Raw genomic sequence first — 17761 nt, 5'->3', positions numbered from 1 at the left:
TCAAAATTATATTAAAAAATGATACTATTTACAATAAAAATTTCATTTCAAATTATTTATTAAAATTGTTTTAAGTAATAGGTGTGTTTACATTAGCTGATAAATAAAAGAATGAATGAAATTTATACATAATAAATTCTTTTATGATGTTTCTTTCAATAATTTAAATTATTTAAAAACTTTCTTCTTTGTTAGGAAATTCTTGATCTTTTACATCTTTTACATAAAGTGAAACAGCTTCTACTATTTGCTCGTGCAAGTGTAAATATTTTCTTGCAAATTTAGGTTTAAAGTCTTTATTTAACCCTAACAAATCGTGAATCACTAAAATTTGTCCATCGGTTTGGTTTCCTGCGCCGATTCCAATAGTGGGGATACTTAATTCTTGGGTTATTTTTTCTCCCAATTGAGCCGGTATTTTTTCTAATACAACAGAAAAACAACCAAGTTCTTCAAGTAATTTCGCATCAGAAATTAATTTTTCAGCTTCAACATTTTCTTTAGCTCTCAATTTAAAAGAACCTAATTTATTGATGGATTGAGGGGTTAATCCTAAATGTCCCATTATAGGAATACCGGCATTTAATATAGCCTTAATAGATTCTTTAATTTCCAAACCTCCTTCAATTTTTATTGCAGCAGCTCCGGTTTCTTTCATAACTTTAACTGCCGAATGATAGGCCTGAATAGGATCAGATTGATAAGTTCCGAAGGGTAAATCTACCACTAACATGGCTCTTTGCAACCCTCTGGATACTGATTGGGCATGATAAATCATCTGCTCTAAAGTAATTGGCAGAGTAGTTTCGTGTCCAGCCATGACATTTGCCGCAGAATCTCCAACTAATACAGCGTCTAAACCTCCTTCATCTGCCAATTTTGCCATAGTAAAATCATAGGCCGTAAGCATTGAGATTTTTTCTCCCGATGCTTTCATTTTTTTGAAAGTTTCAGTAGTTACTTTTTTGATATTCGAATGTATAGACATTTTATTCAGGTTTTGTTGTAATTATGTTATTTTCTATAATACTATTTATAACGGTATTAGTCTTCATTTTTATTTTTAGAAGTGTATCACTCATATTTCTTTCTCTTATTTATCATGAATAATCATATAATAGGTAGGTAAAGAGATTTTCATTGATATCAAAATTGTCTTTTTTCTATTACTTTTAGCCGTGAAATCAATTTCTTTTATATTTATATTGTTAGAAGAATATTATAAAACATAGTATAGATAGGTTTTATTTGCTTTTTATTTTTTATTTAAAATAGGAATTGGTTTTTATAGTTTTTTTAATGTTTTAAGAATAAGTTTATTTTTTTAGTATAAAGATTATTAATTAATAATAAAACTTAAGTTTGGGATATTTTCACTATTTTAAGTACCCTTATATTTTAAATCGTCGAATTTAAGATTCAATTCATCAAAAATTTTATAGGTAACCGGAAAACGATTATTTACACTGACTCTAGTTATAAGAATATATTGTGAGTTTTGTTTTATTAATTCTAATATATTGGAACTTTGTTTTTCTACCCATTGAAACTTAGTTACTGTTTGAATGTAAGTTTTGTTAGTATAGTATCCTAATTGTTGTGTAGAACTATTCTTTTGATCCATGAAAAAAGATAAAGTTAAAACGAATATTAAAAATAGTTTTTTTAAAAATTTCATAGAAATTAGTATTTAATTTTTAATTAGCCAATTATTTTGGTTAGTATGTAGAAGTGTAACTTTCGTTTGTGGGTATTTTTCCTTACAAAATTTAGTGATTTGTTCAGCAGAAAAAACCGAACGATGTTGCCCCCCCGTACATCCGAAATTGATTTGTAGATAGGGGTAACTTCTATTTAAATATTCATTAATTGAAATGGAAATTATATCTTTTATCAGATTTAAAAATTTAGGCATTTTTGTTTTTAACAAAAAAAAATTTTCTATTTCTTTATCTTTTCCGGTTAAAAAACGAAGGTTTCCAAAATGGTAAGGATTAAGAATCCCCCGACAATCAAAAACATATCCTCCTCCATTTTTTAAAACATCTTCTGGGTAACCATTTCTATATGAAAAACTTTGTATGCTTATATGTAATATATCGCTCATAAATCAATTAAGTTTTTTACATATTTATTTAGTTAAACAAATCAGAATCTCAATCTTCATCAATTTGTCCATATTTTTTTCGCGAAAGATTATTAGGACAACAATTTTTTAATAAACTATTAGTGAATTTGTATACACTTATAAGAGTTTAATCTTTTATGTATATTTATTAGCTTCAAGAAAATAGTTTGTAATGAAAAAATAAATAGATATTTTTAAACTTGCTGGTAAAAAATAAAATAAATTAATAATAATGTACCAATAATAATTCTATAATATCCCCAAATTTTAAACCCAAATTTTTTTATGACTTCTACAAAAAATTTGATGGCAAAGACAGCGACTATAAAAGCAACTAAATTTCCTAATAAGAAGATCCATAAATGATTTGTGTTTGAAGCTAATAGTTCGTAACCTTTCATTTCAATGCCATTTTCTTCCCATGTTTTTAAAGTTAGAGAATATATTGTTACGGCTAACATAGTAGGAACTGCTAGAAAAAAAGAAAATTCTGCGGCAACGTTTCTATTCAATTTTTGCTGCATTCCGCCAATGATCGATGCAGCAGATCGGCTGGTTCCGGGCATCATTGCCAAACATTGCCAAAAACCTATGATTACAGCTTGTTTAATAGAAATATCTTCTTCTTTGAGTATCGTAGGATTTTTAAAAAAACGATCAATAAATAGGAGTATAAATCCACCTATAACTAATACAATCGCGATGGGTATTGGTTTTTCTAAAATGGCATCAATTTTTTCGTTGCATAATTTACCTAAAATTAAAGCAGGAATAACAGCAAATATTAATTTTAAATAAAAATTCAATCTTTTAAAATCAAAAAATTTTTTCCAGTATAAAACGACAACTGCTAAAATGGCTCCCAATTGAATACAATATTCAAACATTTTTACAAAGTTATCTTCTTGTATTCCTAAGATAGAACTTGTAAAAATCATATGAGCAGTGGAAGAAACAGGTAAATATTCTGTCAAACCTTCAACGATAGCAATAATAATTGCTTCTAAAGTATTCATTTATGATTCTTTTTAGAATTTGAGTTTGTCATGATTGAATAAATTTCAACAATGAATCCAAAAACAATAAGAATAGGAGCCAATCGGATCCTTCTAAAGCTAAAAATATCTTCGTTCCAATTATTTTTATCATAAACACCATTTACCGTATTAGCATCCGGTCCGGTCATTAAAATAAGACCCAGCGCAATTAAACCTAATCCGATAAACATGAATTTAAAGTTTCTTTTTCCAAATAAAAAAGGTTTATCAGATTCAGAATATATATTTTTTGTATACTTATTTTTCATCAAAACTAAATTTTATGCCAATTAAATAATTATGAGTAATATAGATCATCTATCTTGAGCTTTAAATACCTCCAGGTTGCAAACCAAGTACTCGCAGTTGTAATTAAAACACCTGTAAGTAAAATAAATAAAGACAAGATAATATGATTGGTATAATCAACAATAGGTGGAAGTATATTATATCGAATGAGCATATAATTTACAGCAAATAACAATAGCAATGCTATTACAGATCCTATAGCACCTAAAATTATTGCTTGGATTAAAAAAGGTTTTGTAATGAAAAAACGTTTTGCACCTACTAATTGCATAGTTTTAATTAAAAATCTTTTAGCGTAAATTTTCAATCGTATGGAATTATTAATTAAAGAAATTGCAATTAATAAAATAATTCCGGCAAGTATGGAAATACTTAAAGTAATTTTTCGAACTCCTTTATTCATCTGGGTTAACAAATTACTGTCAGATTTTACCTCATCTACCAACGTATTCTTTTGAATCTGTTTCTTTATGGTTTCAATGTGAATTGAATCCGTATATTCAGGTTTTAAAGCAATAGTAATGGAAGCAGGAAATATATCTTCTTCAAAAAGGGATTGTGAATCTACCCCTAAATCTTTCTTTGCGGTGTAGGTTGCTTGTTCTTTAGATATATATTTAGCTTTTTTTACATAGGAATTAACTTTAATACTATCAAGATAATTTAGCTGAGCTTTTTCGTTTTTTATTACATTATTTTTATTTCTGTCATTTTTAAAAAATACTTCAATCACCATCTGTTCTTTCAAATAATCAATATAAGAATTGGCATTAATTATAATCATGCCAATGATTCCAATTAAAAATAAGACTAAAGAAATACTTATGACTACAGTAATGTTCGAAGAACGTAACCTCCCCTTATTTAGCTTGTCTGTTTTATTGGCCATATATATTCAAAATATTCGCTAAAATATAAAAACTTCATTTATTTTAGTGTAATTTTGAATATAAATTATTGTTAAAATAAATATACAGTTGAAAGTTAAACCTAAAAAGCATTTAGGGCAACATTTTCTCAATGATCGGAATATTGCTTCTAAAATAGTGGATTCATTGAGCTATCATCCTTATGATTTGGTATTGGAAGTAGGTCCGGGTATGGGAGTACTTACACAATTTTTACTGCAAAAACAGGTGAAAGTATATGTTGCTGAAATAGATAAGGAGTCTGTTGACTATTTAAAAATAAATTATCCTCAACTGGAAAAAAATATTGTTGGAGATTTTTTGAAATTAGAATTTGATGAATTATGTTCAGACAATTTTGCTGTAATTGGTAATTTTCCCTATAACATTTCATCTCAAATTGTTTTTAAAATTTTAGAAAATAAACATAAAATACCTGAAATGGTAGGTATGTTCCAAAAGGAAGTAGCTGAAAGAATTGCTGCTCAAAAGGGTAATAAAACTTATGGTATATTATCCGTTTTTACACAAGCATATTATAACGTAGAATATTTATTTACCGTTCATGAAAACGTATTTACACCTCCTCCTAAGGTAAAATCGGCTGTTATACGATTAATACGGTATAGGGATAATATTGAGGGAGTAGAAGATGAATTTTTTTTAAAATTAATTAAAGCAGGATTTAATCAAAGGAGGAAAACATTAAGAAATGCGTTAAAAGTCTTAAGCATTCCACCAAGTCTTGAATCACATGGATTTTTAAATCTTCGTGCTGAACAATTGTCGGTAGATGACTTTATAGATCTAGCTCGATTATGGAACTCAAAATAAAACCGGATATATTAAAATTTTTGTACAATGAAAAAAAAAGTAAATTTTATCGCGCTTAGTATTTTTGTAATGCTATTGACGAATTCTTGTGAGCTAAAGAATAAAAATCATTTTATGGAAGGGGAAACCATTTCAAATGTTAATATTGTAAATGAATTAGACCCTGTTTGTGAAATGCCCACTAGTAATAATTTAAATGATACCTTAAACTATCAAGGTAAGTTGTATGGCTTCTGCAGTTCACACTGCAAAGAAGAATTTAAACGAAATCCGTGGAAGTATATGTCTAAATGATTTAAACAGGTACTCCAATCTTTACCATTCCAAAATTCGCTATCAACAAAGATTGCAATTTTATATTTTTTAAAAGTTAGATCCGGTTTTCTAAATACAGATTTATCATTCTTTCGATAACGATAATCACGTACAAATAAACTTTTTGCCAGTTTAGCCTAAATTTTTGAGCCTGTAGCTTTTATGGCTTGCATATTTTTTTGTCTTTGCTCTTTAGTTAATCTATCCATAATTACAAAAATACTAATTATAATTGTCCAAGTTTAATAACATAATAGCATTCTTATGAATTATTTTGTATTACTATAATTTTAGTATCAATAAAAAGTAGGTATCCTTTATTTACTATTACTACGTTAAGATGATAAAATTTGTACTACTGATTTTTAACATAGATTTTTTACTTGCATTCAATTATTTATTTTATAGCAATGATTATTTAATGTTTTTTTTAATAAGAAAAAGCTAATGATTTGTTTATAATAATAAAGTATAATTATTTAATAATAGTAATTAATTTGGTATAATATAGTGGTAAAGTAAATGATAACTTTTAATAAAACTTTTTACGAAATGATTTAAAAAGTTAAGAATTATTATAAATTTGCAGCCTTTAATTTGTTTTTTCGATGAATGATTTTATTGCTGCTCGATCTCAGATGGCAGTTTCGTTAGGATTCCATATCATATTTTCATGCATAGGTATGGTCATGCCTTTCTTTATGGCAATTGCACATTACAAATATTTAAAAACCGGAGATGAAGTATATAAAGGTCTCACTAAGGCGTGGAGCAAAGGAATTGCAATATTATTTGCAACCGGAGCGGTTTCTGGTACTATGCTTTCTTTTGAATTAGGATTGCTGTGGCCTGAATTTATGAAACATGCAGGTCCTATTTTTGGAATGCCTTTTTCTCTAGAAGGCACTGCTTTTTTTGTTGAAGCTATAGCTATAGGTTTCTTTCTTTACGGTTGGAATAAATTTAATCCCTGGTTTCATTGGTTAACAGGATTATTAGTTGGAATTAGCGGATTGTCGTCAGGTATACTGGTTTTGGCTGCTAATGCATGGATGAATAGCCCTGCCGGATTCGATTATATAAATGGGAACTATGTAAATATAGATCCTGTAAAAGCAATGTTCAATGATGCATGGTTTTCCCAAGCTTTACATATGATTATAGCAGCATTTGTTGCTACCGGATTTGCTGTAGCAGGTTTACATGCTTTTATGATCTTAAAGAAAAAGAATATTGAATTTCATAAAAAAGCATTTAAAATTGCTGCTACTTGTGCATGTATTGCTGCTTTGATTCAACCTATAAGTGGAGATATCTCCGCAAAAGATGTGAGCAAAAGACAACCTGAAAAATTAGCAGCCATGGAAGCGCATTTCCATACGGAAGCTCCAGCCTCATTTATTCTAGGAGGCATTGTTAATGAAAAGGAGGAAAGAGTAGATTATGCCATAAAAATTCCGGGTTTACTAAGCTTTTTAGCTTATGGAAATGTAAAAGATCCGGTTAAAGGAATTACAGATTTTCCTAAAGAAGACAGACCTCCTGTAGCTATAACGCATTACTCCTTTCAAATTATGATTATGTTAGGAGTAGCTTTAATGATACTGGCTGTCATTTATATATTGGCAACATTCAAAACGAAAACCTGGCTTACTAAGCAATGGTTTTATAAACTATTTGTAGTTGCGACTCCACTGGGATATATAGCGTTAGAAGCCGGGTGGACAGTAACTGAAGTTGGGCGTCAACCTTGGATTATTTATAAAATAATGAGGACTGCCGATGCGGTAACACCCATGCCGGGTATTGCTTATTCTTTTTATTTATTCACAGCCATTTTTATTTCCTTATCAGCAATCGTGATTTTTCTTTTATATAGGCAAATGAAGATGGTTCCTGTACTATATGACTCAACTGATAAGAATTATAAACCTAATAAGAAATAGAGTATGTTTTATTTATATGTAGTAATTTTTTTCCTCTGGACAGCCATAGCTTTGTATTTATTATTAGGAGGTGCAGATTTTGGAGTGGGAATTTTAGAATTATTCAGTAAGCATAAGAATGAAAAAAGAATTGAAAAAATCATGTACGAAGAAATGGGTCCGGTGTGGGAAGCCAATCATATGTGGTTGATTATTGTAATCGTTATTCTTTTTGTAGGGTTTCCTGATATCTATGCGGTACTATCAACCTATTTGCATATACCGTTATTATTAATGCTTATAGGAATAATCGCCAGAGGCACAGCATTTTCTTTTCGAAATTACGATGCAGTTAAAGATCATTGGCAATATGTTTATAATAAAATATTTAGATATTCCAGTGTAATAACCCCTTTCTTCTTAGGAATGATAGCCGCTGCAACTGTTTCCGGAACTATTGATGTAAAAACTAACGACTTTATGGCGGCCTATATATGGAGTTGGCTTACTCCGTTTGGATGTGCACTGGGAGTTTTTACTTGTAGCATTTGTGGGTATTTGGCAGTGTCCTATTCATTATCTCAGGTTAAAAATTATGATGATCTTGAGTATTTGACTAAAAAGCTTAAAATATTTTTATTTGTAGTGATAGCAAGTGGAGGATTAGTATTTGTATGTGCTTATTTTTCATGCGTTCCACTAATTCAATGGATATTTGGGGAAACAGTCGGATGGATAGCCGTAAGTTTGGCAACTGTTTCTGTTTTCGGTACTTTATATTCCCTTAAAGAAAAAAAATATTCTTGGATACGGGTATTAGCCGGGTTTCAGGTGCTAACCATATTATTTGCGGTAACTTATCAACATTATCCCAACTTAGTTATATTAAAACAGGGTAGTTTATCTTTGATCGAAGATCAATACATTCATAAAACCATAGCCATGTTAGCCTGGGCACTTATGTTAGGAAGTATTTTTATTCTTCCGGGAGTATTTCATTTGATTTATTCGTTTCAAAAAAGAAGATAGAATAAAGCTTAAATAATTTATAAAATTATATGGTACCAAGGATTTAACTAATTTTGTTAAATCCTTTTTTTAATTTTCAGCAGAATGAGTTCAAACTATACCATATACAATGCATCAGCAGGTGCAGGAAAAACTTTCACTTTAGTTAAAAACTACCTTTATATATTATTGCAAAATGATTCTGTCGAGACTGTGCGATCTATATTAGCAATAACTTTTACCAATAAAGCAGCCAACGAAATGAAAACGCGCATACTTTCATGGTTAAAAGACTTTTCTGATGAAAAAAAATATAAATCCAATATAGTTTTACAGCAATTATCTCAAGAATTAGACTTAGATATTTACCAATTACATCAACGATCCTATAAGGCATTATCCTATATACTACACCACTATTCATTGTTTTCAATCAGCACCATTGATAAATTTAATTTAAGGTTGATGAAGGCTTTTACCAAAGAACTGGGATTATCGTATTCTTTTGCGGTGGAACTGGATTCTTCCGATTATCTTAAACAATCAATTGATGAATTAGTAGACGAATTAGGTACAGAAAACCCTTTTGCAGAAGTTATTTTAAATTATATATTTTGGAAATTCGAGAACGAATCTACTACAGACATCAGAAAGGAGTTGATTACTTCCTCACAAAACTTTATGAAGGAAAAAAACCTCGAACAGATAAATTCATTAACTACAAAAGAGTTGGATGATTTTAAAAGATTAAATCAACTGCTAATTAAGCGAGTTAAGGAAAATTATACCTTAATTCAAGAAACTGCAGCTGCTATTATAGCACTCATTGAATCTAACAGTTTGGAAGTGGGAGATTTTTATCAAGGAGCAAGAGGTATGGCCGGTTTTTTTTATAAAATGCATGATCCTAGTAAAATACTCAGTGTTAACATTTCTTCTTCCTACTATAAAGCTTTTTGTGATGAAGAAAAATATGCAAAATCTAAATCTACAAAAGAGGAAAATATTAAAGCCATTGCTCCGCAAATTATAGATGCCTTTTATAAAATAAAACAAGCGATTATTAGAATTAAAGTAGATGATTCAGTTCGTAAAAATTTGATTACCATTGAATTGCAATCAGAAATAAACCGATTTTTGCATAAGAGAAAAACAGAAAATGATGTAGTTTTTCTTTCAGATGTAAATCCTATTATAGGAACCCATTTAAAAGAAGAACCTGTTGCCTTTATTTATGAAAAATTAGGAAGCAGATATAATCATTATTTTATAGATGAATTTCAAGATACTTCACAACTCCAATGGAATAATATGGTGCCGCTTTTAGATAATGCAAAAGTTTCTGAAGGAAATTCCATAACTCTTGTCGGAGATCCTAAACAGGCAATTTATAGATTTCGTTCCGGGAATCCTGAAATATTAATTAACCTTATTGCCTTGGCAGAAGAAAAGGGGATACAGGTACAAACTTTACAGAATAATTTTAGAAGCTTACCCAATATTGTTGATTTTAATAATAAATATTATCAATATTTATCCACTTATTTAGTAAATAATTCTGAATATAGTTCTTTATTTGGTACTCACGCACAGCAGATTTCCCATTTACAAGAAGGGGGGAGGGTGCAGGTGTCATTTATCTCTCCTCAAAAAGAAAATCAATTAGAAGAGAGAATTGTTGAGATAATTGAAGAATCTTTGCAGAATGGTTTTGTTTTTAAAGATATAACTATCTTAGTCAGAAATAAAAAACATAGTATTTCCATTGTAGATAAGATAGCAGAAAAAGGGTATCCGATTTTGACGGAAGAAGCTTTATTAGTTATATCATCACCCGAAGTACAAGCCATAATTTATGCTTTAAAATGGATTTCCAACCCGGAAGATAAAGAAAACTTGGTAAGAATGTTACATCTTCTCCATACATTAGGTAGAGTAGAATTTGATGATTTTACTGAAGAAATTAGTAATATAAAAGATCTTGACTTTGACAATATAGTTAGTTGGTTTCACGAAACACTGAATATTCCCTTACCTTATCAACAAGTATATCATTTAAGCTTTTATGATTTTGCTGAAGAATTTATTAATTCGCTGGGTTTTGGAGCAAAAGAAGATTTGTATATCTCAGCCTTATTAGATTTGATTGTTCAGCTGGAAAAGAAGGGAGTAATAAGTCTGGAGGAATTTTTAGAAAATTGGGAATTAAAAAGCCCGGGACTGTCCATACGGTTTCCCGATAATAGAAACGCTATTCAGATCATGACTATACATAAGTCTAAAGGACTGGAATTTCCAGTAGTAATTTATCCTATGATCGAAAGCAATTCTAATAAAGAAGAATACTGGTTTCCTCTTGAAAAAGAATTGTACATTGGTTTCGATAAATTTTATACTTCTTCAAAATCGGGATTAGATGATACCGGTGAAAATATAAAGGAAGTAGTAACAATTCGAGAATTTGAAAATAAAATAGATGAGCTTTGTATACAATACGTTGCCACAACACGAGCTTCACAACAATTATTTTTACTGGAAGAAAAAAAAGATAAATTAAGTCCATTAGGTGAATATTTAAATAAACAGGGTATATGTGCTGAAGATATAATTGAGATGTATCCAACCTCCGATTTCAAGAAAAAGAAAGAAAAAAGCGAAAAAAGTATTATTCGGGAAGAAGAAATTCAATGGACCTCAGAAAGCTGGAATTCTAAAATAAAGGTAAGTTCCGAAGCCCATAAATTTTATAGTGAAGAAAATAAGGAAATCCATTATGGAAATAGTGTACATGCTATTTTAGCAGAAATCAACACGCTGGATGATTTGCCATTTGTGATTAAAAAATTAGCAATATCAGGAATGATTCAATTGGGTCAGGAAATGGAAATTGAAAAGATTGTTCATAGAATGGTTTCTAGCCCTCAATTAAAAAAATATTTTTCAAAAGGAATCGTTTCTTATAAAGAACGAGAAATTATATACGAAGGAAAAATTTATCGTCCGGATCGAATCATTGAAAAGCAAGATTCGTTAATACTCATTGATTTTAAAACCGGAGAAAAATTACCCGGACATAAAAAACAAATTGAATTATACGAACAAGTCTTAGTTGGCATGGGTAAAAAAGTTGAAAGTAAATTATTAGTATATATCTCTTCACTAGATTTGGAGGTGATTTATGTGTGATAAAAAAGCAATTTAAACTATCACCGTTACCTATAAGATTTCTTTAAAATGTAAGACAACAGAAAATAATTTAATATTTTTTTTCATCTATAGCGGTTCTTAAATTATATTTTTGGGCATATTGTTTCCATAGTTCCTCTTCCTTGATTTTTCACCGTTCTTCTATTTTTCTAGCCTCCCATAAACCATGTTCATGATAATAATCTAACACTTTGTCTGTTAATTCATTTGGGTAAGTGTTAGGATATTTCATAGGGACTAATGGATAGAATCCACGGGGTCATTCCGTTACTTTTCTATAAAAATTTAGCTTTACTTTACTTGATTCTCAAAATTAGTATCAATCAGATAAGTTATCTCCTGTATACCCTTTATTTTTAATCGTAATTGTCCCGCCCATTGAACAGGTGCAGATGGATGTATTAAGCAATAATAAAGATTCATTAATTTTATTTTTATTAGATGTTTGTTTCCAACACTCAGGACTAGGCATACATGGCAAATATCCACCTGCAGTTGGTTTTAATTTGCACTTTCCGAAGAGTTTTATATTTTGTATGGGTTGTTTATCTTTTTATGTGGCGACGAATTTATTATCTATTGAAAACAATTGCTGACTTGTTACTGATAATTGGGATGAGGTAGTATCCATATTACATTGCAATACGGAATCTTCTGTTATAGTATGTTCCATTAATGCATGTTTTTACTTTCGTTTCTATTATTTAGTTTAAGCAGAATTTAACCGCTTAACTACACTGTGTTTGATATTACTTATATCTATTAATTAATCCTTTACTTCTTTCTCGCCTAAGAAAAAGCCTCCTTCTTTTTTCCTCTTTTCTTTTTCTATATCTATAGCGGTTCTCAAATTATTTTTTTGGGCATAAGTTTCGAATAACTTTTGTTCTAATTTTACCCATTCTTCTTTAGTATAGTTTTTTCCTTTATAGGTTTTGTAAATTTGGGCATTAATTAAATTTTTTTTAGTTTGTGATATAACAGTAGTATTTATCTGGTCATTAAAAATTTCTGATCTAGTAACCTTTCTGTCTTTTTTGAAATACTCTAAAGGGTTTTCAGCTAAATCTTTAAATTTTTCATCATCTTCAAAAAATAAAGTTATGCATTTAAGCCCAAATTCTTTTTTCTCCAAAATAGATTTATCATGCTCTTCTACGTAAAAGGTGATTCTATAATAATCATCATAGGTTACTTGAAATTTTAATTTAATAGTGTTTTTTTTTAACTCAAGGGTGGTTCCTGAATAATCGGGTAATGATTCAAATTGAATAATTAGAGTTTCTAAATCATCTATTTCAAAATATTCTCTTTTTCTCTGCTTCGAATCGTATTTTATACAACTAATCATATTTTTATATTTATAAATAAATTAAAAGATAATATCATTCAACACCGGGCGTTCGAGTTGGATTATGCCTTCGTATTGTCCAAATTCGGGATATTTTTCGTATAAGCCTGAAAAGTCGAGTTTTTGATTGCCTTCGTAATCTTCGTATTTCCCCTTAGAATCGATATATTTTCGGGCAGCATAGTTTCCGTCCTGATCAAATGCAAAGTGCATACGGTACTCTTGCTCTTCGCTGCTGTTTCCAGGGATAAATTGATAAAACCAAACTTCTTCTAAAAATAGGGTGCGGTCTTCTTTTACTTCATCGAAAAGATATTTTAAATATGTTCTTCCTTCATTATCGATAAAATAAACGCCAACATGTTTATTTCTAGGCACTATCGTAACGTAACAATAGGGGTAAAGTGATTTCTCGGAGTGTAGTACGCAAAACTCATATCCCAATAAATGCTCGTAGTTATATTTAGCGACTTCTTCAGAGGTGAGTTTGCCTTTTTCTACTTTATTTCTAAATTTGGTATTATTCCATGTGTCCCATCTGCTTACTGAACTTGTTTGATCTTTTATTTTTTGCATAAAAAATCCTAAATACTTTACTATCATAGTTTATTTCCTTTATTTTGATTTATTTATATATTTTACCTGATACATCTCTTATTGTTACACCCTTTTCAGCCGCATACTCTAAAACTTCTTTGGAAATTTTTCCGCATTACGTTCGGGGTTTTTAATAACTACAAGAATGCACAATAAAATATTATGGTAAATCTAAATATTCAGGTTTTAAAATGTTTTGATAATCAAATAAGTATTCGTAATCTGTGTAATTTTGGGGTTTTCTTAGCCAATTATGTGATAAGTTTACTTGGGTTTCTTTTTCTTCATAATCCATTCTAAACTCCGGTCTTTTTGTTTCTGTAATGGTCTCAACATTCATAATGCCGTTATCCTTAAAAAAAATTTCATTAGTTATTCTTTTATCTGCATCTTCATCATATAAATTAATCTGACGTAAAAATATTTTTCCATCCACATCCTTATTATGCGATCCTTTTTCTTTATCATAAACCATAAAAAGATAAATAAACAATTCACCATTATGATAAGTTAGAAAATCAATACTTATCGTTTCAAAATAATTATTTACGCATGCTATAGGCTCACCACCTTTAAAAAAGGTGACATAGTATTCTTTATCATTATCAAAAGCATACTTGGCCCAATCTTCTGCATTCTTGAGATGTTTTTTGTCTTCTGCTGTTGGTTTCCTATCAAGGCTAAGATCTACTATATTCTCTAAAGTATCTTCTTCAGACATTACTTCTTTCATAGTGTTATTGTATTGTGCGAATTTTAATGTGTACATATGTTTAATATTATTAATTAATTTTATAATCCGGGTAATTTAGAAATATCATCTAGTATACGTACAGCTTTATCAGATGCCTATTTTTGATTTGTTATATCAAGAAATAATATCATTCAACACCGGGCGTTCGAGTTGGATTATGCCTTCGTATTGTCCAAATTCGGGATATTTTTCGTATAAGCCTGAAAAGTCGAGTTTTTGATTGCCTTCGTAATCTTCGTATTTCCCCTTAGAATCGATATATTTTCGGGCAGCATAGTTTCCGTCCTGATCAAATGCAAAGTGCATACGGTACTCTTGGTCTTCGCTGCTGTTTCCTGGGATAAATTGATAAAACCAAACTTCTTCTAAAAATAAGGTGCGGTCTTCTTTTACTTCATTAAAAAGATAAGATAAATAGTTGCGACCTTCATTATCGATAAAATCAACGCCAACATGTTTATTTCTAGGCACTATCGTAACGTAACAATAGGGGTAAAGTGATTTTTCGGAGTGTAATACGCAAAACTCATATCCCAATAAATGCTCGTGGTTATATTTAGCGACTTCTTCAGAGGTGAGTTTGCCTTTTTCTACTTTTTTCTCAAATTTAGTATTATTCCATGTGTCCCATAGTGCAACGGAGCTACCTTGATCTTTTATTTTTTGCATAAAAAACCCTAAATACTTTACTATCATAGTTTATTTCCTTTATTTTGATTTATTTATATATTTTACCTGATACATCTCTTATTGTTACGTTACGTTTAGCCGCGTACTCTAAAACTTCTTTGGAAATTTTTTCTGTTTGTCTAGGTACTTCTAAAATCATCTTTCCTTTCAATTTGTCTCCTCCTCTTGCAATGGCTTCCGCATTACGTTTGGTGTTTTTGATAACCGTACCGGGGGCGTATTTGCTAGTGATTTCATCAATATATTTTTTTGCTGTTCTTTCTGTTACTTTCCCTAACTGTGTAAATTTTCGGCTTACTATTTCTACACCGGGTATGTAGCTGTCAAGCCTTTTGCCTGTTTGTAAAACAACCTCATTAAAACCGCCGATCCTTTTATAAAAACTTTGCCTAATATAATTAAAGTAATTTCCTTTTACTATTTTTTTTAACCATTCTGGTAAATGTTTTATACTGCTCAAGCAAGGCTTAGCGTTATGCACCCACCAAGCGAGTTTGCCCACAAAGTAGGTGTGCCAGTCTTCTACTTCAAAATTATAGACTTTTTTCTTAGTATAAAGAAAGTTTTGTCCTTTTACGCGGTACCATTTTTTATTTTTGGTTTGTATGTGGTCTTGTTCGGTGAGGTCGGCGGCATCTTTCCAGCCTTGTTTGGTATAGAAGGGGTGTTCGGCGGTGGTTTCTATGGTTTCGCCTTCCAGTTCTATTTGTACGGTGGTGTCTATCTCTTTGCGGATAATGGCGGTTACTTTTTTCAGGCTTATTTCGCCGCTGGTTTGGTGCTGCGACCATACCCGATCGCCCTCGCGTATTTGTTCTATTTTTTTTATGCCTTGCTGTGTGTGAACAGGCGTTCCGGCAGGAAAACAGGCAAATACGCATACTTTGCCGTACCGTATGATTATGTCGTCGGTTTTTTTGGCAAGGGCTTTGGCTGCTGCTTTAGCGCTTGCTTTGGTTAGCAGTTTTCCGCCTGCGGTCAGGGCGGCTTTACTTATTTTGGATGCTGCCTTGCCTACTTTACTGGCCGCTTTTGCTAGTTTTCCTGTTTTTACTGTTGCTGAAGCGGCATTTCCTGCGCCTAAGGAAAATACTCCTCCTATATCTAGTGCTAAAGAGGCTGCGCTCAATCCAATGCCTACCCAGTCTCCTTTACTTCCTGAACGTACTATACCGACCGCACCGCCTATAAAGGGTACCATTTCTACTACATCCCACCAACTTAAGCCGTCCTCTTCTTCTTGCGGCGGGTCTTCGGCGTTTTCTTCGGTCAGTTTATCTAAGTCTTCTCGGCTTACGGGGATTTGTCCGCTGGTTATAAATTCTATTTTGCCGCCTAAGCTGCACGGTAAGGTGCTTTTATAGAGTAGGGTTTGGTTGCCTTTGACTTTTACTTTGTAGGTGTCTTTCCATTCTAACGGAGCCGGTACGCAGGGTTGTTGCGTTTTTTGGCATATCCCAAATGCGGGTATATTGGTTATTGGGATTTTATCGGCGGTGGTGCAGACTTTACATCCGTTTATTTTTACATTGGCATTATGCGTGCTGTTAAAGTAATCGGGTTTTATTCCTTCGTCGCATAACATGACTGCCTGATCGACTATGTATTCTAATTCATGTGGCATATTCCTGTGTTTGGGTTAGGTTATGTCGGTGTCGGGGGAATCTACTATTATACTTCCATTACCAAAAATCTGTATATCCGCACCTTCTATAGTATTAGCGGTTGAGGCGCTAATGGTAATTTGATCGGATTCACTTTTAATGGTAACCGAACCTGCTTTTGCAATGGTTTTAACTTCCCCTGTTTCTGCCTTGGTGAATATTCCGTCTTTTGTCAGGGTAATGGTGTTATTCCCAACTTTAAGAGTAATTTTAGTTTTTCCTTCCAGATTGATATTGCCGTCCTTGTCCATTTTTAGTAAAGATTTACCATCCGGAGCTTCCTTACAGCCTCCAACCGTAATAACTTGAGAAGACGAAGTACCTATAGAAGAATTGCCCGCACCGTCAAATTTCATGCTTGTTTTCCCATGATCTTCCAATAAAACAGAACCCTTTTGGTCGTTCATTAGTAATTTATTTCCGCTGACCGTTTGCAAGCCTTTCATATAATTTCCGGCACCCCCATGTCCGGATTTAGCTTCCCCGTTGAACATGGCACCCAAGCTCACCGGCTTTTCGGCATTTCCGTTTTCAAAAGTAACGATTACCTCTTCGCCTATCTCCGGTACAATGTGCATTCCCTTTCCTTTCCCTGCATAGGGAGTAATGGAGCGGATCCACGGGGTCATTCCGTTAAAGGGCTTCTGCCAGGGAAATTGTACTCGTATTCTGCTCATTCCTTGCGGATCGTTGTTATCGGTTACTATGGCCGATTGCTCTTCGCATAGCGGCAGAGCATCTTCGTCCATATATTCCGGAACGATGTTATGGACAGGTATTCCTACCAATTCATTGTAATAACCTTCGGTAATGTCTTGATAATGGGTGATTTCTATGATCTTGTACTGCTCCAAAGGAACTTCTCCGTCCTTAAACAGCCCACTTTTAGGCATCCAGGCTTTGAGCTTCACGATGTCTCCCAAACGTAAGTTAGGATTATTGGTCTTAGCTTCTAAAAACAACACGTGCCGGCGTTTAAGCTTTTGTCTTTCCACAGCTTGGCTCACTTCAACCGTACCTTTTTCCAATAAGGA

18 protein-coding genes and 1 pseudogene are annotated in these 17761 nt (G+C 31.7%); 5 read left to right on the top strand and 14 right to left on the bottom strand.

What is annotated here, in order from left to right; genetic code table 11:
• Positions 1-172 precede the first annotated feature (172 nt).
• From panB to ASC36_RS02595, 6 genes are all read right to left on the bottom strand, one after another.
• Positions 173-988 carry a 3-methyl-2-oxobutanoate hydroxymethyltransferase gene (gene panB, locus ASC36_RS02620; RefSeq protein WP_055424937.1) on the bottom strand — a complete coding sequence of 272 codons (816 nt, stop codon included), beginning with the start codon at positions 986-988 and terminating at the stop codon, positions 173-175.
• 393 nt (positions 989-1381) lie between these two features.
• Positions 1382-1624 carry a hypothetical protein gene (locus tag ASC36_RS02615; protein ID WP_055424936.1) on the bottom strand — a complete coding sequence of 81 codons (243 nt, stop codon included), beginning with the start codon at positions 1622-1624 and terminating at the stop codon, positions 1382-1384.
• 66 nt (positions 1625-1690) lie between these two features.
• Positions 1691-2107: a RapZ C-terminal domain-containing protein gene (locus tag ASC36_RS02610; RefSeq protein WP_055424935.1), complete on the bottom strand. Its 417-nt coding sequence runs from the start codon at positions 2105-2107 to the stop codon at positions 1691-1693.
• Positions 2108-2322: 215 nt separating this feature from the next.
• The gene (locus ASC36_RS02605) at positions 2323-3144 is read right to left on the bottom strand and encodes an undecaprenyl-diphosphate phosphatase (RefSeq protein ID WP_055424934.1); all 822 of its coding nucleotides are present in this window, start codon (positions 3142-3144) and stop codon (positions 2323-2325) included.
• Positions 3141-3434, bottom strand: a complete 294-nt coding sequence (locus ASC36_RS02600) for a DUF3098 domain-containing protein (RefSeq protein ID WP_055424933.1) — start codon at positions 3432-3434, stop codon at positions 3141-3143. Before ASC36_RS02600 ends, ASC36_RS02605 begins: the two co-directional genes overlap by 4 nt.
• Positions 3435-3463: 29 nt before the next feature.
• Positions 3464-4363, bottom strand: coding sequence for a cell division protein FtsX (locus tag ASC36_RS02595; RefSeq protein WP_055424932.1), 900 nt, complete (start codon positions 4361-4363; stop codon positions 3464-3466).
• 88 nt (positions 4364-4451) lie between these two features.
• On the opposite strand from ASC36_RS02595, the gene rsmA reads away from it, so the two are divergent.
• Positions 4452-5216 (top strand): 16S rRNA (adenine(1518)-N(6)/adenine(1519)-N(6))-dimethyltransferase RsmA, encoded by a 765-nt coding sequence (gene rsmA, locus ASC36_RS02590; RefSeq protein WP_055424931.1) that lies wholly within the window; start codon positions 4452-4454, stop codon positions 5214-5216.
• Positions 5217-5243: 27 nt separating this feature from the next.
• Positions 5244-5510 (top strand): YHS domain-containing protein, encoded by a 267-nt coding sequence (locus ASC36_RS02585; protein ID WP_055424930.1) that lies wholly within the window; start codon positions 5244-5246, stop codon positions 5508-5510.
• Here the strand turns inward: ASC36_RS02585 and ASC36_RS10435 are convergent.
• Positions 5429-5662, bottom strand: coding sequence for a PDDEXK family nuclease (locus ASC36_RS10435; RefSeq protein WP_245630732.1), 234 nt, complete (start codon positions 5660-5662; stop codon positions 5429-5431). The genes ASC36_RS02585 and ASC36_RS10435 overlap by 82 nt on opposite strands.
• Before the next feature lie 477 nt (positions 5663-6139).
• Here ASC36_RS10435 and ASC36_RS02580 point away from each other — a divergent pair, with 477 nt between their 5' ends.
• From ASC36_RS02580 to ASC36_RS02570, 3 genes are all read left to right on the top strand, one after another.
• Positions 6140-7477: a cytochrome ubiquinol oxidase subunit I gene (locus ASC36_RS02580; RefSeq protein ID WP_055424929.1), complete on the top strand. Its 1338-nt coding sequence runs from the start codon at positions 6140-6142 to the stop codon at positions 7475-7477.
• Positions 7478-7480: 3 nt separating this feature from the next.
• Positions 7481-8485 carry a cytochrome d ubiquinol oxidase subunit II gene (locus tag ASC36_RS02575; protein WP_055424928.1) on the top strand — a complete coding sequence of 335 codons (1005 nt, stop codon included), beginning with the start codon at positions 7481-7483 and terminating at the stop codon, positions 8483-8485.
• 84 nt (positions 8486-8569) lie between these two features.
• Positions 8570-11650, top strand: coding sequence for a UvrD-helicase domain-containing protein (locus tag ASC36_RS02570; protein ID WP_055424927.1), 3081 nt, complete (start codon positions 8570-8572; stop codon positions 11648-11650).
• Between the two features lie 340 nt (positions 11651-11990).
• On the opposite strand, the pseudogene ASC36_RS10430 reads toward ASC36_RS02570, so the two are convergent.
• The 7 genes and pseudogenes from ASC36_RS10430 to ASC36_RS10785 form a co-directional block, all read right to left on the bottom strand.
• A pseudogene (locus ASC36_RS10430) lies at positions 11991-12212 on the bottom strand (PAAR-like protein); the annotation flags it as partial.
• 225 nt (positions 12213-12437) lie between these two features.
• On the bottom strand, positions 12438-13022 hold the full coding sequence (locus ASC36_RS02565; protein ID WP_055424926.1) for a hypothetical protein: 585 nt from the start codon (positions 13020-13022) through the stop codon (positions 12438-12440).
• 21 nt (positions 13023-13043) lie between these two features.
• The gene (locus ASC36_RS02560; RefSeq protein ID WP_141656182.1) at positions 13044-13625 is read right to left on the bottom strand and encodes a hypothetical protein; all 582 of its coding nucleotides are present in this window, start codon (positions 13623-13625) and stop codon (positions 13044-13046) included.
• 154 nt (positions 13626-13779) lie between these two features.
• Positions 13780-14388, bottom strand: a complete 609-nt coding sequence (locus tag ASC36_RS02555; protein WP_141656181.1) for a hypothetical protein — start codon at positions 14386-14388, stop codon at positions 13780-13782.
• A 99-nt stretch (positions 14389-14487) separates the two neighbouring features.
• The gene (locus ASC36_RS02550) at positions 14488-15069 is read right to left on the bottom strand and encodes a hypothetical protein (protein WP_141656180.1); all 582 of its coding nucleotides are present in this window, start codon (positions 15067-15069) and stop codon (positions 14488-14490) included.
• 22 nt (positions 15070-15091) lie between these two features.
• Complete coding sequence (locus ASC36_RS02545; RefSeq protein ID WP_082435382.1) at positions 15092-16687, bottom strand: polymorphic toxin-type HINT domain-containing protein; 1596 nt, start codon at positions 16685-16687, stop codon at positions 15092-15094.
• Between the two features lie 15 nt (positions 16688-16702).
• On the bottom strand, positions 16703-17761 hold a 1059-nt coding region (locus ASC36_RS10785), incomplete at its 5' end, for a phage baseplate assembly protein V (RefSeq protein ID WP_221400556.1).

It is taken from the genome of Apibacter mensalis (assembly GCF_001418685.1).
Lineage (GTDB): Bacteria > Bacteroidota > Bacteroidia > Flavobacteriales > Weeksellaceae > Apibacter > Apibacter mensalis.
This window is presented reverse-complemented; position numbering and strand designations above follow the sequence as displayed.

What these genes read in the sequence shown, in the direction of transcription:
- ASC36_RS02575 (WP_055424928.1), top strand. Translation starts at nt 7,481, where the DNA reads ATGTTTTATTTATATGTAGTAATTTTTTTCCTCTGGACAGCCATAGCT.
- ASC36_RS02565 (WP_055424926.1), bottom strand. Translation starts at nt 13,022, where the DNA reads ATGATTAGTTGTATAAAATACGATTCGAAGCAGAGAAAAAGAGAATAT.
- ASC36_RS02595 (WP_055424932.1), bottom strand. Translation starts at nt 4,363, where the DNA reads ATGGCCAATAAAACAGACAAGCTAAATAAGGGGAGGTTACGTTCTTCG.
- ASC36_RS02600 (WP_055424933.1), bottom strand. Translation starts at nt 3,434, where the DNA reads ATGAAAAATAAGTATACAAAAAATATATATTCTGAATCTGATAAACCT.
- ASC36_RS02570 (WP_055424927.1), top strand. Translation starts at nt 8,570, where the DNA reads ATGAGTTCAAACTATACCATATACAATGCATCAGCAGGTGCAGGAAAA.
- ASC36_RS02585 (WP_055424930.1), top strand. Translation starts at nt 5,244, where the DNA reads ATGAAAAAAAAAGTAAATTTTATCGCGCTTAGTATTTTTGTAATGCTA.
- ASC36_RS02555 (WP_141656181.1), bottom strand. Translation starts at nt 14,388, where the DNA reads ATGTACACATTAAAATTCGCACAATACAATAACACTATGAAAGAAGTA.
- ASC36_RS02560 (WP_141656182.1), bottom strand. Translation starts at nt 13,625, where the DNA reads ATGATAGTAAAGTATTTAGGATTTTTTATGCAAAAAATAAAAGATCAA.
- ASC36_RS02610 (WP_055424935.1), bottom strand. Translation starts at nt 2,107, where the DNA reads ATGAGCGATATATTACATATAAGCATACAAAGTTTTTCATATAGAAAT.
- ASC36_RS02615 (WP_055424936.1), bottom strand. Translation starts at nt 1,624, where the DNA reads ATGGATCAAAAGAATAGTTCTACACAACAATTAGGATACTATACTAAC.
- ASC36_RS02545 (WP_082435382.1), bottom strand. Translation starts at nt 16,687, where the DNA reads ATGCCACATGAATTAGAATACATAGTCGATCAGGCAGTCATGTTATGC.
- panB (WP_055424937.1), bottom strand. Translation starts at nt 988, where the DNA reads ATGTCTATACATTCGAATATCAAAAAAGTAACTACTGAAACTTTCAAA.
- ASC36_RS02605 (WP_055424934.1), bottom strand. Translation starts at nt 3,144, where the DNA reads ATGAATACTTTAGAAGCAATTATTATTGCTATCGTTGAAGGTTTGACA.
- ASC36_RS02550 (WP_141656180.1), bottom strand. Translation starts at nt 15,069, where the DNA reads ATGATAGTAAAGTATTTAGGGTTTTTTATGCAAAAAATAAAAGATCAA.
- ASC36_RS02580 (WP_055424929.1), top strand. Translation starts at nt 6,140, where the DNA reads ATGAATGATTTTATTGCTGCTCGATCTCAGATGGCAGTTTCGTTAGGA.